At 68.0% G+C, this 13,747-nt stretch carries 10 protein-coding genes; 1 reads left to right on the top strand and 9 read right to left on the bottom strand.

The features are described from left to right. Window positions 1-3 precede the first annotated feature (3 nt). From MLE18_RS03480 to MLE18_RS03445, 8 genes are all read right to left on the bottom strand, one after another. Window positions 4-1,140, bottom strand: a complete 1,137-nt coding sequence (locus tag MLE18_RS03480; RefSeq protein ID WP_243367418.1) for an ABC transporter permease — start codon at window positions 1,138-1,140, stop codon at window positions 4-6. Further along, window positions 1,137-1,463, bottom strand: a complete 327-nt coding sequence (locus MLE18_RS03475) for a hypothetical protein (protein WP_243367417.1) — start codon at window positions 1,461-1,463, stop codon at window positions 1,137-1,139. The genes MLE18_RS03480 and MLE18_RS03475 overlap by 4 nt, the downstream gene beginning before the upstream one ends. Next, complete coding sequence (locus tag MLE18_RS03470; RefSeq protein WP_243367416.1) at window positions 1,463-1,951, bottom strand: nitrous oxide reductase accessory protein NosL; 489 nt, start codon at window positions 1,949-1,951, stop codon at window positions 1,463-1,465. Before MLE18_RS03470 ends, MLE18_RS03475 begins: the two co-directional genes overlap by 1 nt. A gap of 389 nt (window positions 1,952-2,340) precedes the next feature. Continuing rightward, entirely contained in the window at window positions 2,341-3,912 is a 1,572-nt protein-coding gene (locus tag MLE18_RS03465; protein ID WP_243367415.1) for a cytochrome c3 family protein, read from the bottom strand. Window positions 3,913-3,929: 17 nt separating this feature from the next. Further along, window positions 3,930-5,222, bottom strand: a complete 1,293-nt coding sequence (gene chrA / locus MLE18_RS03460; protein WP_243367414.1) for a chromate efflux transporter — start codon at window positions 5,220-5,222, stop codon at window positions 3,930-3,932. Further along, a complete protein-coding gene (locus MLE18_RS03455) occupies window positions 5,222-8,449 on the bottom strand; it encodes a PEP/pyruvate-binding domain-containing protein (protein WP_243367413.1) in 3,228 nt (1,075 codons plus the stop codon). The genes chrA and MLE18_RS03455 overlap by 1 nt, the downstream gene beginning before the upstream one ends. A 152-nt stretch (window positions 8,450-8,601) precedes the next feature. Then, window positions 8,602-9,270 (bottom strand): HDIG domain-containing metalloprotein, encoded by a 669-nt coding sequence (locus MLE18_RS03450; protein WP_243367412.1) that lies wholly within the window; start codon window positions 9,268-9,270, stop codon window positions 8,602-8,604. A 309-nt stretch (window positions 9,271-9,579) separates the two neighbouring features. Further along, entirely contained in the window at window positions 9,580-11,169 is a 1,590-nt protein-coding gene (locus MLE18_RS03445; RefSeq protein WP_243367411.1) for a phosphoenolpyruvate carboxykinase (ATP), read from the bottom strand. Between the two features lie 148 nt (window positions 11,170-11,317). Between MLE18_RS03445 and rfaD the strand changes: the two genes are divergently transcribed. Continuing rightward, window positions 11,318-12,289: an ADP-glyceromanno-heptose 6-epimerase gene (rfaD, locus tag MLE18_RS03440; protein ID WP_243367410.1), complete on the top strand. Its 972-nt coding sequence runs from the start codon at window positions 11,318-11,320 to the stop codon at window positions 12,287-12,289. A 9-nt stretch (window positions 12,290-12,298) separates the two neighbouring features. Here the strand turns inward: rfaD and MLE18_RS03435 are convergent, their stop codons facing one another. Beyond that, a complete protein-coding gene (locus MLE18_RS03435) occupies window positions 12,299-13,738 on the bottom strand; it encodes a GSCFA domain-containing protein (RefSeq protein WP_243367409.1) in 1,440 nt (479 codons plus the stop codon). Window positions 13,739-13,747: the final 9 nt, after the last annotated feature.

The following is a 13,747-nucleotide window of genomic DNA, read 5'->3' as shown; positions in this document are numbered from 1 at the left end:
GGTTCAACTCGCGCGCATGACCGTGTCCGGGTCGGTGATGGCCGCCCGCCAGGCCGGTATGACGGTTATGAAGGTGTAGGGCACCACGGAAAGGAAGAACAGGGCCAGCAGTTCCGTGAGGCTGACCACGGGGCTCAGCGGGAAGTCCACATAGAGCACGCTCCAGCCCTTGAGGGCCTGGGCGAAAAGGCCCGCGTCCGCCAGGAAGACGTGCGCGTAGGCGGCGATGGTGCCCAACAGGAAGGACGTGAGCGAGATGGCCAGCCCCTCCCAGAACTTCATCACCAGCACGTCGGAGGTGTCCCAGCCCAGGGCCTTGAGGATGCCGATCTCGTGGCGCTCCTCGGCGGAGAGGCCGGTGGCCTTGTCCCAGGCGAAGATGAAGAAGGCCAGGGCCGCGCCCGTGAACACCACGATGACCATGCCCCCGCGCCATTCGAACACGGACTCGTAGGTCCGCAGAATCTCCTCGCGCTGGATGGGCCGGGTGTCGGGGTGCTCGCGCTGAATCTTCTCGGTGACGGTCTGCATCTCCTGGGGGTTGCGCACGTTGACCGCGAGATCGGTGTACTGGCCCTCGGGCAGGCCGAACACCTGGCGGAAGGCTGTCTCCGACATGATGATCAGGTCGGCGGAGACGAGCCGCGTCTCCTCGGGCAGCACCTGCACGGGGGTGAACCCGGCGGAGTCGCCCTTGAAGGTGCGGAAGAGGTAACGGCCCTCCTGGAGGTTGGTCCAGGCCTTGGCCGCGGCCGGGCCGGCCACGATCTCGTTGTCGGCGTGGGCGAAGTCCGGCAGGCCCAGGACCGTGAAGGTCGCGCCCACGGCCCGGTTGAAATAGTAGCCCCACAGGCGCGGCTCCACCTGGCTCACGCCGCGGATCTTGCCGATGGACACGGCGTATGAGGCGGGGATCGTGTCGAAGCGCCCCGCCAGCATCCGCTGGACCACCAATTCCGGAGCCCCGGCCAGCACGGCCTGGCCTTCGGTGCGCAAGGCGCGGGAGAAGAACATGACCGAGGCGATCAGGAACACCACCAGGGCGTACGCCAGGACCAGCGCGCCGTTCTTGGCCTTGCGCCGCACCAGGCTGGCCAGGGTGTAATCAAGAAACGCCCGCTGGCGCTCGAAGGAGCTCATGGCCTGTCCTCCCCCCCGCCGGGCCCGCCGCGAGAGGTGAGGATGCCAGGCGGCGGCAGCAGGGCTCCGCTGGGGAAGTGCTCCAGGCTGCGCGGGTGGTCCTGGAAGGCCGAGAACAGGTCCGCCTGGGAGAGGTGCCGGGTGTAGCGGGCCTCGGTGGAGAGGCAGAGGTCGGTCAGGCCCAGCTCGGCCACCAGTTGCGACTCGAGGGCCAGGCGGGCGTCGCGCCGTCCGGCCTCGGCCAGAGGGTAGCCCGCCAAAAGGCCCGCCAGGATGAAACCCAGGCCGCCCGTCACGGCCAGAAAGGCGTCGGAGGGGCGCATCAGTCCAGAGCCTTGAGCAGGGCCGGGGTGATGTCGCCGTAGCGCAGAACGCGTTTGCCCTTGTGATCCTTGCGGAAAGCCTCGGCGTCGGCCTGGCTGGCCAGGGGCACAAGCTCCTGCCCCATGGGGCCGTACGTGTCGCTGCCCGCCACGTAGAAGGCCGCCTGCGCGGGGATGGGCTTCAGGGAATAGAATTCGCTCACGTACAGGTCCGCAATCTGCTCCTTCTTGAAGCCGGGCAGGTAATGGCCCGGGTCGGCCACGAAGCGGAACATGTCCTTGGGGCCGTCGAAGTAGAGGGTCTTGCCGTCCGTGAGCACCGCGTAGGCCAGCCAATCCTTGTACTTGGCCACGAACATGCCGCAGGCCGGGCACTTGTCGGTCTTGCCCGGCGGAGGGAGCTTCGGCTCGGCGGGCTGGGCGAGAGCGGCGGAGGCCAGGAGCAGCAGACCAAGAACCAGAGGCACAAAGCGAATGACTTTCTTCATGAAACATCCTTTGCGGAGCAGGCATGCACAGGGATGGGCTGAATCCGGTGGCTGCCGCATCGTTCAGGCCCTGCGGGCGGAGACGCGGCGCATCCGTTTCAGGGCGGCTGCCGCAGCTCTCCGGGATGCCCGCCCCAACACCTGAAATGTGGTGATCCGGTCGCGGTGCCCTGTGCGCAAGGGAACCGCGATGGTCCAAATACACGTACTTAATAAATAATGTACAGTATGTTCGGAGAATGTAAAGCCCTGGTGGAACAAAAAGGGCGTCATTGACGGTTCCGCCGCTTATGGGCAGCGGCTGCGGGGCTTGATACGGCCGCCCGGGGAGGGCGGCCGTTTTGCATGTAGTGAGGGTGCGGACGTTTCAACCGCGCCCGGGCGGGCCGCTACTTCGAGGCTTGCAGCAGTTGGAGGGCCTTCTGCGGGTTGTGGGCGCCCAGGGACCCGTCCATCAGAACCAGATTCGCCTTCTCCACGGCTGTGGACGCCGCCTTGCCACCCGCAGGAGAGGACTGGAGCTTCTGGACCTGCTTGAGCACTGCCTGCCGTGACTCCATCAGCGCCGCCCCCTTCGCGGCCCGGTCCGCGTCCTTGTGGCACTTGTCGCAGCTGGAGCGCATCTTGAACACGTCGGCCTCTTCAGGAGTCACAACCCGCATGGTGTGGGCCGAGACGTCCCACGGGTCCTTCGGGGTCTTTTGCGTGGCCCCGGCCCGGTTGCCCATCTTGGACATGTGGCAGTCCACGCAGACGACCCCTTTGGACGCATGGACGCTGCCCTCATACAGGGCTTTCTGGGCGGCGTGGCAGCCCACGCACTGCTGTTCCCTGGGGAGCTTGAGGCTTGAGCTCAGGTGCTTGGTGGCGTGGTCCAGGTGGCACGCGGAGCAGGTCACCCCGGCGGCCATGTGCCCGGAGCGCATGGTGTCGTGGTATTGCTGGCGGTTCTTCCTGGAGTCCTCGTTGCCCCAGAAGTTGGCGGGCCTGGTGGAGTAGCTCCAGAACTCGACCTTGTCCTGGAGGTCGGTTTGGCCGCTCCTGAAGCCCAGGGGGAAGGCGAAGTCCTTGTCCTGCTTGCTGTTCACGCGGATGTGGCACTGGCCGCAGAGCTGCTCCTGTTGCCAGGTGCCCAGCTTGCGGGGGTTGAGGATGCCGCCCTGGCCCTGTGCGGCCACGTGCTTGGAGCCGGGGCCGTGGCACTGCTCGCAGCCGATGCCGCCTTCCAAGCGGGAGAAGGCGTATTTGCCCTGCTCGTCCTTCTTGGCGTTGAAGGCGGTGGTGTGGCACCCGTTGCACTGGTAGTCCACGGTCTGCTTGGCGGGCATCTCCTCCGGCTTCCTGGGCCTGCCGTCGGGGGTGCCGTCGGCGGCCCACCAGAAGGGCGCGAAGGCGTTCTTGCGCCACTGCTTGTCGGTCTCCACCCAGCGCACCGGGCTGGGGTACACCTTGTCACCGACCTTGAGGTAGTACTGCTGCTCCCACAGTGAGCCGAGCACCTCGACGACCTCGTAGCTCTGGGCGTTGGCCGGGGAATCGGCGTCCAGCAGCGTGACGTAGCACTTGCCGTCCCTGGTTTCGGCCTTCACCTTGGGTGCGATCTTGACCTTGTTCTTGTCGGCGTCCTCGACCTCGACCCCCTCGAAGACCAGCTCAGGCCCCGAGAAATTCCCTTTAACGATGCCCGCGTCGTAAGGCCGCAGCATGTTGGCGTGGCCCGAGGCGGACCACTCCTTGAACTCCTTGGCGTGGCAGGCCTTGCAGGCCTGGGAGCCTGCGAACGAGGCCCCCTCGACGGCCGCGGTGGACACCGACGGCCTGACCATGCCGGCCGGGGCCGTCACCCTGGGGGGCGTCTGGCCTGCCTTCTCCTTGGCCTGGAGTGCGTCACCCCCGCAAACTCCCAGCACCGCCAGGATCGCCAGCACCGCCGCCACGGCGAACATCCGGTTTCCGCGCATAGCCACTCTCCTTATGGTTAACGGATCATTTGCCACATGAGTCCCGCCGCGCCGCTCAGACCGACGAGCACGTGCATGGAGACCTTCCAGCGCACGAGCGCGGCCAGGGCCGCCACGGCCACCGCCATGGCGAAAACGTCGGCTTCGCCCGAGGGAAAGAACGTGTGCCAGGCGAAATAGACGCCGATCTTGAGCACCACGCCCACAACCGCGCCCGATATGCCCGTCAGGGCCGCGCCGAGCCTGCGGTCGGCGGTGATGGCCTCGATGTAGGGCGCGCCCGCGAACACGAACATGAAGCTCGGCAGGAACATGGTGAAGGTGGTGAGCAGGCCCCCTGCGATCCCGGCGGCCAGGGGGGCCAGGTCCCCCGGCTGCTTCCAGGCCGCGATGAAGCCCACGAACTGCGTCACCATGATCAGGGGGCCGGGGGTGGTCTCGGCCAGGCCCAGGCCGAGCAGCATCTCCGTCTGCGTCAGCCAGTCCAGCCGCACCGCGTGGTCAACGATGTAGGCCAGGACGGCGTAGGCCCCGCCGAAGGTGACGAAAGGGGCCTTGCTGAAAAAGAGGGCGATCTGGGAAAGCGTGTCCGGCATGCCTCGGCAGGCCAGCACCGGCAGCACCACGGCCGCCCAGATGGCCGCGAAGGCGCCCACGGTCTTCACGACGTGCGTCAGCGGGGGCAGCGGCGCGGCGTCGCCGGGCTCTTCCGGCAGGCATTCCTTGGCGCCGGGGCGGGTTTGGCAGAAGATGTCCGGGCGGACCCGCGCCAGGGCCATGCCTCCGAGACCGGCCATCAGCACGATCATGGGGAAGGACACGCCGAAGAACTGCCCCAGGATGAAGGAGCCGCCCGCGAAAGCGTAAAGTGCCGGGTGCCGGAGGGACTTCTTTGAAAGCCGGAACAGCGCCTCCACCACGATGGCCACCACGGCGGCCGCAATCCCGTGGAAGACGCCCGCCACGGCGGGCACGTGCCCTTTCGCGGCGGCAAGCCAGGAGAGGAACAGCATCAACGCCACGGACGGCAGCAGAAAGCACAGCCCGGCGATGGCCCCGCCCAGGCGTCCGTTGAGCCGCCAGCCGATGTACACGGCCAATTGGTGCGCCTCCGGACCCGGCAGGAGCATGCAGAAGTTGAGCGCCCGCAGGAAGGCCTGCCCGCTGATCCAGCCCCGCGTATCCACCAGGTTCTTGTGCATCATGGCGATCTGCCCGGCAGGGCCGCCGAAGTTGATGAACCCGAGCTGGAACCAGTAGAGGAAGGCCACCTTCAAGGGGACACGGGGGGTGGCTGTCTCTTCGCTCATCAAGTTGCCTTCTGCTCCGAGGGGCCGGCCGTCTCCGCCGGGGCGGCGCCTTCCTGCGGCACGGCGGCGAGATAGCGCTTCTCCATCCCTTCGCCCGATCGCGTCAGTTCGGCGAACTCGGCCACCGAATCCGCCTTGGACCACAGGCCAACCAGGCCCACGGGCGGCTGGTCGAAGTGGTGGACGATGTAGGGCTTGCCGTCCACGAACCCCGTGACGGCCCCGCCCCGCACCTCAACCGCCAACTCGCGCCAGCGGCCGGTTTCCACGGGCAGGCGGGCGCTGGCCAGTTCGGTCCTGCGGCCGTCCTTGAAGGCGAAGAGCATCAGGTTGTCCTCCAGGGCGTTGACGCGCAGCACCAGGTAGGTTCCCGCGCTGCGCACGGCGAAGGCCAGCCCGGCGGCCTGGTCTATGACGCCCGCCACGGGCCGCACCATCAGCGCGGCCCGGCCGTCGCCCATCTCCGAACCCTTGGCCACGGCCAGCGGGAAGTGGAAGTAGGCCTCCACGGTGTCCAGGAAGCGCTGGTAGCGCCCGCCGGAGAGCCTGCCCATGAGCGAAGCCAGGCCCTTGGAGAGCCCCGTGGCCCACTCGGAGCCGTCCTGCCTGGCGACGCAGCGCCCCGCGCCATCCGGGAGGCACTCCCAGTCGCCCAGCGCCAAGTGGAATTCCGGCAGGGGGTTCTCCCTGCGCTTGGCCAGCAGGTCGTAATCGCCGCGCAGGAAGGCCTCGGCCATGGATTCGACCTCGGCCTGCCCGGTGATGGCCATGTCCAGGAGCCTGCTGCAGGCCAGCAGGCGGCCCAGCTGGTCCAGCGCGTCCTCCGTTTGCTGTTGGGGCGCGCCCTTGAGGGAGCCGTCCAGCACGTCGCCGCTGGCATCCACCGTGAAGCCCAGCCTGGCCAGCACCCTGGAAAGGAAGGCCACGCGCAGGCATTTGCCCGTGAAGCCCCCCGCCCCGCCCGCGAAGCGCAGGGTCACGTGGTTCTGGCTCGGCTGGCCGCCGCAGAAGGCGTCCACGTTGGCGAAGTGGTAGCCGAAGCGGGCCGAGAGGTTCAGGTAGTCCCTGCCGAGCATGGCGTAGGAGTCCCCCCCGGGGGCGCCGCCGCCCACCTCGGCGGTGGCCGAGGAGGCCATGAGGGTCATGAAGCTCTTGGCGTCGAAGGCGATGGTGCCGGACCAGGTGATGCCGGGGTGCGTGAACCCGCGCCACACGGCCAGCATGGGCACGCTGCGCAGGTCGTCCGGGGTGATGTCGTCGCAGGTGGTCAGGTTCTCGCGCAGGCCGCCGCCCAGGTCCACGCAGTAGAGGATGAGCGGAATCTGCGCCTTGAGCCGGGCCACGGGCAGGTCGTCATCCCCGGCGGAGTCGCAGAGCCCGAACATCTCCCGCATGCCCATCTCGTGGGCGTAGCGCACCACGTCGTGCAGGGTCCGGCAGTTCTCGGGCTTGAAGTCAGCGGAATCGGGGTCGGTGAGGGTCAGGGGCGCGAGCAGATCCAGCGCGGCCCGCAGGCGGCGGTGCATGGGGCTGTCCACCAGGCGCGAGCGCGGCCGGGAGGAGGGCGGCAGCTCGGCCCGGCCCTCCAGCACGCGCCCGCCCGTGGCGTCCAGAGTGACGACCTGGCCGGGGCTGAAGGCCTCGGGGCAGCCGGGCAGGCCGAACAGGGCCGGTATGCCCATCTCCCGCGCCACGGAGGCCAGATGGCTGGCCGCACCGCCCATGGCGGTGACCACGCCGCCCGCCCGGTCCAGCAGGGCGGCCAGCTCGGGGGCGGCGTTGCGGGCCGCGAGGATGGCCCCCTCCGGGATGGATTCGGGCACCGCGCCCTCGACGCGCACGACCTCGCCGCTGGCGGCCCCGGAGCTGGCCGCGGTTCCACCCTGCAGGATCACCTTGAGCCCCGCCGCCCAGTCCGCGCCGGCCTGGTCTTGGATCTGGGCCGGGGTCTCGTCCTGTTCCTGCGCGCCCAGCGGCCTGGACTGCACCACCACCAGCGAGCCGTCCTGATCCAGGCACCACTCCACGTCCTGGGGGGAGCCGAAAAACGCCTCCAGCGCAAGGCCCATGCGCGCAAGCTCCAGGGCCTGGGCGTCGGTGAGCAGGGCGGCTTCCGGGCGCGAGAGCACCTTCAGCGGCTCGCGCGAGAGGGCGTAGGCCGACGGCCTGGCCTCGCCAGAGACCAGCTTCTCCCCCAGGCCCTCCACCGCGTCCAGGCGCATGACGCCGCCAGACGGGGAGGCCGGGGAGGCCGGGAAAGACGGATCGACCGTGTACAGCACGCCGCTCACCTTGCTGTGGACCATGGCCAGCACCAGCACGGCCATGGGCGCGTCCGCGTCCTCGAGGCCGTGGCGCAGCCGGTAGAGGATGGCGTGGGGGGAATACTTGCTGGCGAAGACCATGCGGCACGCGGCCTCCAGGTCTTGCGGGGCCACGTTCAGCACGGACTCGTACTGACCGGCGAAGCTGGCCGCGCCGTCCTCGCCCACGGCGCTGGAGCGCACGGCCAGCGTGAGCCCCGGGCCTCGCGCGGCTGTCAGGGCCTTCAGGGCGGCCGCGAGTTCGCTGCTGATCTCCGGCGGGAAGGGGGCATCCCGCACGGCCTGGCGCAGCCTGAGCGAGCGGGCCTCCAGGTCCGGCAGGTCCAGGGGGGAGACGGGCTCCAGCTCTTTCGCCGCCAGCTCCTCCAGCCCGGAGGCGCGCAGGAACAGCCGGAATGCGGCGGTGGTCAGTACGAAACCGTCCGGGGTCGGCAGGGCTGCGACGCTGCGCACCAGGGCCAGCTTGGAGCCCTTGCCACCGAGCAGGGCGTCCTGCGCTGCGGTGTCGCCCGTCCCGCCCGCCGCCGAAAGCGGGACAACCAAGGGGGCTGCGGCGGGGCCTTCCTGTGCGTCCGTGCTCGGCTCCAGGGCGGCCAGGGCTCCGGCCAGCACCGCGTCCAGCGCGGGATAGAGCCCCTCATGGCGGCGCTGCGAGAGGTCGTTGAGGGAATCGGCCATGCACCGGGTGGACTCCACGATGGCGCGGCAGGCGCCCCGCACCGCGCCGGTGGTGAAGGGCTCGCCCCCGTAGAAGGTCTGCTCCAGGGCCGCGAGCCCGTCGAGCACCGCGTTGTTTTCCGCGAGCATGTCGCGGAAATGGCGGTACTTGCGGGCGGCCCTGTCCTCCGGGTCGGCCAGGAGCAGGCAGGCGTTCTTTTTCCTGAGAAATCCGAACAGACTCATTGAAGGCCTCCACGGTGCTGGCCGGGGCCGGATTGCGGCCCCGTGGGATCGAGCTGATGAGGAAATGGTCTCCTCCGGCCACTCCTTGAGACATCCGGCCAAGCTTGATGCGGCCTCCCCGGTTCGGTCCGGGCAGGCGCTCAGCCCCGGGTTCAGGCCGGGGAGGAGATGTTCTCCGCGGCCGCGATGAGCCCCTGAATCTCCCGGTGATAGCCGAAGTAGCGGGCCATGGTGACGGCGTTCTTCCCGTATTTGGGGTAGGCCGCCAGGATTTCCTCGAAGCGGTCCTCCGCGTCGCGCGGGCCGCTCAGGGGCACCTTCCCCTCCGTGATGATGTCCACCAGCCTGTCCGCATAGATGATGACGCGCTCCTCCAGGCGGTGCAGCGCGTAATCCTTGACGGGCAGCCCGAACTCCAGGGCTTCGGCCTCGCTGAGTCCTCCCCGAATGTGTTTTTCCATCACCGCGCAGACTTCGGGCGGCAGGCCGAGCTTCGCGCCCAGCTCCGCGCCGAGTTTTCCGTGCTCGATGGCGTGGGTCACCGTCTTGCCCAGGTCGTGGAAGAGGGCGCCGCGCGCCACCAGGCGCATGTCCAGGGCCGCGCCGGTCCTCTCCGCTATGTCCAGGGCCAGTTCGGCCACGGTCAGGGAGTGGTCCAGGTCTTCCTCGTTCATGCCTTGGGCGCGCAGCAGTTCGACGTCCTCTGGGGTGATTTCGGGATGCATGACCATATACCTCCGGCTCTTGCGGGAGAGGGTTGTACACATGGGGTTGGCCGGAACCTGTCGGCGGGGCGCCAGCTTGAGTATGTTGTAGCGCATGTGCTCCGCCAAGGTCCAGAGGAAGAGGTGGGAGGGGATGATGTCACTGCCAGGAGGGCGGCCAGGGGAGCGCATGCTCCAGCCAGGGAAATCGGGGCCGCTTGACCTTTCGTCCGCAGGGGGATGGCAAGAAGCGGGGCGGGCCGTTTCGTTGCGGGCGGCAGGACGGCGAGGGATGCGTCAGGGCCTTTGGACGCGAACGGGCCGCCCTCCTCGCGACAGACCCCCCAAAACGTCAACGCCCCGCCTCCCCCGGTGGGGGGGGCGGGGCGCTGCGCAATGTGCCGCCGCGGCCGTCGCCGCGAGCGCCTATTTCTTGATGGAGGTCACGATGGCCTTGTCCAGCCCCGGGTAGGACTCCAGGATGGCCTTCCTGGTGGCGAACAGCTCGCTCTGCCTTTGTTCGAACTCCGCCTTGGAGTAGAGCTTCTCCGGCTGCAGCAGGATGGACTCCACCCCGCGCACGGCCCTGGGCACCTTGAGCCCGGTGGCCTCGCAGATCTCCCAGTCCTCCAGGTCGCCGCGCAGGATGGATTCCAGGATGTTCACCGTGTCGTGCAGGGTGATCTTGTGGTAGTGCTCGCCCTCGCCCACGCCGCCGGTGTTCAGCAGGTAGCAGTCGATGTGTGGGTTCCACTTGAGGATCTCGTGAAACAGGTGGGCGTGCTCCACGCGGTCCCCGGCCAGGAAGGGGTCGTAGAAGAAGACGTTCTTGATCTTGCCCGCCTGGGTGGGATCCCCCGCGGAGGACTCCATGGACTGGCCCAGCACCATGAAGGCTGTGGCCTGCCAGGGCGAGAGCTTGGCCACCGCCGGGATGGTGGGCCCGCGCGTGATGATGAACAGGTTGTCCACCTCGTTCACCGCGATGAAGCGGGCGGCGTGCATGAAGTCGCGCCGCTCGATGACGGCGCGGCCGTTGGAGGTGCGCTCGATGTTGAAGAAGTCGAGCCCCTTGTCGGCGGTGACGTGCACGTTCTCCAGGTAGGCGTCGGGCTTGAGCGCACCGTAGAAGGTCTCGATCTGCTCGCTCGGGGTCAGGCCGTCGGTCTTGGCGTAGATGCCGCCCTGCTCGAAACCGTGGAACGAGCCGTCTCGCTTGAGGATGCCGCCGTCGTCCTGCACCAGCCAGGATTCCTCGCCGATGTTGCGGGCCAGCACCCGGCAGGTCAGCGAGGTCTTGCCGTTGGCGGAGAGCGCCACGAACAGCGAGGTCTTGGTCTGCATGTCGCCGTTGCTCATCTGCAGGGTGTCGCGGCGGCAGCCCGAGTGCAGGAAGATGCCCTCGCGCCCGAGCTTGGCGCGCCAGTCCTCCCCGGCGAAGACGCCCTTCTTCCACTCGCCCAGGTAGCTGGAGTTGCGCACGAACTTGATCATCCGGCCCGATTCGCCAAGCGCCAGGCGGATGGTGATGTCCTTCTCGGGCAGCACCTTGGAGGAGTTGCCCGCCCAGGCTTCGTCGTGGAAGAAGATCACCTGGTAGGTGGGGTCCGTGACGTCGTTGACGCGCGGCCCGAAGAGCTTGAGCCCGCCGTAGGCGATGTGGGCGAAGCGGCGTGGCACGATGAGGCGCGCGGTGACCGGGGTGGCCTCGTCGCGGATGAGCACGTCCAGGCAGATCAGCGGCTGGTCTTGCAGGTTGGTCACGGCCTGCTGGAGCAGGTCCAGCTCGGCCTGGCCGAACTCGTCGTCGATGTTGTTCCGGGTGAAGGGCTTGGCCCGGGAGGTGGGCTCCGTGATGGCGACAAGGTTGCCGTAGACCGTCTCGAAAACATCGGGTTCCTGAAGGCTTATGCGCCGCAGGCGGTCAGGTCCGGGGTTGTGGACGATGCGTTCATCGTCGGCCGCCTGGGTATAGATCGTTCTGGCTGCCTGCTCGAACTGATCGAAAATATGCATGCGTGCCTCACTGGGTTGGTTGGGGCGATTCGTCCTTGTACATCATTTCACGAGCCCCTGCCAAGCATTGTGGCGGGTTGCAATTGGCACCGCCCTGACTTAGTGCGGGATATCAGGTTGTTGGCGAAACGCGCCATGGAGGTCTGGTATGATCGTGGTCACCGGGGGAGCCGGGTTCATCGGAAGCGCGGTGGTCTGGAAGCTCAACGCGCTGGGGCAGGGCGACGTCCTGGTGGTGGACGCGCTGGGCACGGGCGAGAAGTGGCGCAACCTCCCGGGCCTGCGCTACAGCGAATACCGCCACAAGGACGACTTCCGGCGCTCCCTGGCCCAGGGCGGCAATCCGTCTCGGGTGGAGGCCGTGGTGCACATGGGGGCCTGCAGCGCCACCACGGAGCGCGACGCGGACTACCTCCACGACAACAACACCCGCTACAGCCTGGAGCTGTGCCGCTGGTGCCTGGAGAACGGGGTGCGCTTCATCAACGCTTCCAGCGCCGCCACCTACGGCGACGGCGCCCAGGGCTTCCAGGACGGCTCCGAGGGGCTGGAGCGCCTGCGCCCCATGAACATGTACGGTTACTCCAAGCACCTGTTCGACCTGGCCGCCAGGCGCGAGGGCTGGCTGGACAGGGTGGCCAGCCTGAAGTTCTTCAACGTCTACGGCCCCAACGAATACCACAAGGGCGACATGCGCAGCGTGGCCTGCAAGGCCTTCGAGCAGATCAGCGCGGGCGGGCCGGTGCGGTTGTTCCGCTCCCACCGCGACGGCTGGGAGGACGGCGGCCAGCTGCGGGATTTCGTCTACGTCAAGGATTGCGCCGAGGTGGTCTGCTGGCTTTTGGAGCACCCCGAGGTGGGCGGCGTCTTCAACGTGGGCACGGGCAAGGCCCGCAGCTTCCGGGACCTGGCCCTGGCCGTGTACGCCGCCATGGGCGAGAAGCCCCGCATCGAATACGTGGACATGCCCGAGGCCATCCGCGACACCTACCAGTACTTCACCGAGGCGCCCATGGACCGCCTGCGCGAGGCAGGGTACCACGCGCCGTTCACCTCCCTGGAGGACGGCGTGGGGGATTATGTGCGGGGGTATCTTGAAGCGCAGACGCCCTGGCTGTGAGGGGCGGTTCTAGAACAGACGCTCGAACCCGATGTCCAACCGCGCGGCGGCGTCCATGATCGCCTCCCTGAAGGTGGAGGCCACGATTCCCAGTTTGTGCGCGGTTCCGGCCAGGTCCTCGGGGCTTTGTACCGTGATCCCGTCGATAATCTCGCCGTGCCTGCCGCTGTCCGCCAGGACGACCCTGCATTTTTTCGTGAGGTGCGGCAGCAGGTTGCGGTGATAGCGCTCGAATCTCCCGCCCGTTCCCCAGATGAGCACCGAGTCCTGCGGCCCCAGCGCGGCGTAGCACGCCAGGGATTCCGCCAGCTCCTCCCAGACCTCCAGAAGCTCGGCGCAGTCCAGCACGATCCTGCCCAGAACCTCGTTGCAGCCCGTGGCCGGGATGCGGGCAAGATATCCCTCCAGAAGTTCGCTGAACTCCGGCAGGAAGTGCCCCCGCATCCCTTGCGCCCCGCTGTTGGCCCGCACGGCGTTCTCCAGCCGCAGGCCCTTGGCCACGGCCACCACGTTTTGCCGCATCTCCGCGCTGAAGTGGGCCTCCATGAAGCGCGTGACCACGTGATTGCCGGTCTGGTGGATGTCCACGTGCATCAGGTCGCGCTCGAAGGGTTCGAAGGGGCGCAGCTCGTCCAACACGATCTCGTAGGACGGGAAATAGCGCAGGGGCTCGCCCGGGTTCTCCTCGATGGCGGCCTGCACGGCCACGCGCAGGATGGACTTGCACAGGGAGTTCTCCACGAAGCGGCACTCCGGTATCTGCGCGGCCGGGACCTTGCCCACCTCGCGGGCGTTGAAGCCGTAGCGCTGGGGCGAGACGGTGAAGAGCACCTCCGGCAAGCCGCCCCCACGAATCCGGCGGATGCTCGCCAGGATGGAGCCGACGTGGAGGAGCTCGTCCTGAACGGTGTTCCTGTGGTGCGCGTACTCCGAGGCCGGGATGCCGTTGGACCTGTTGATGCACAGCCCGTTGGACTTCAGCCTGATGACGTGGGGCGTGCCCGCTGTGACCACCACGTGCGTGCAGCGGCGCAGGGCCTCGCGCAGGGCCTCAACCTCGCGCTCCAGCAGCGCGGCGGTCTCCTCGCGGGTGGTGTGCAGCCTGTGGTCGAAGTGGAACAGGTAGGGGTTGTGCCCGCCGAGGCTGTCCGCATACTCGTGGATGCGCTCGGCGTAGGCCGGGTCGGTTCCGTCGGCGGCACGGAGCACATGGGCCAATGACTCGAAGCTGTAGCCGAAGGTGGTGGGCAGGTTGCGGAAGCTCTCGATGCCCACCTGGCGCAGCGAGTCGTGCATGTGCGAGGCGAAGCAGGAGCCGAAGCACACGAAGCGGGCGTCGTTGCCCGTGACCAGCGGCGTGTGCGGAAGATCCAGCACGCGCCTGGCCGGGTACTGGAGCCAGAAGAGCGTCCTGATGCGCGAAAGCTCGTCCGCGAGGTTCATTTCCATCGCATGCCT

The sequence above is a fragment of the Fundidesulfovibrio soli genome (genome assembly GCF_022808695.1).
In the GTDB taxonomy this organism is placed as follows: Bacteria; Desulfobacterota; Desulfovibrionia; order Desulfovibrionales; family Desulfovibrionaceae; genus Fundidesulfovibrio; species Fundidesulfovibrio soli.
The sequence above is the reverse complement of the archived record's forward strand: the minus strand, read 5'-3'. Positions and strand labels throughout refer to the sequence as shown.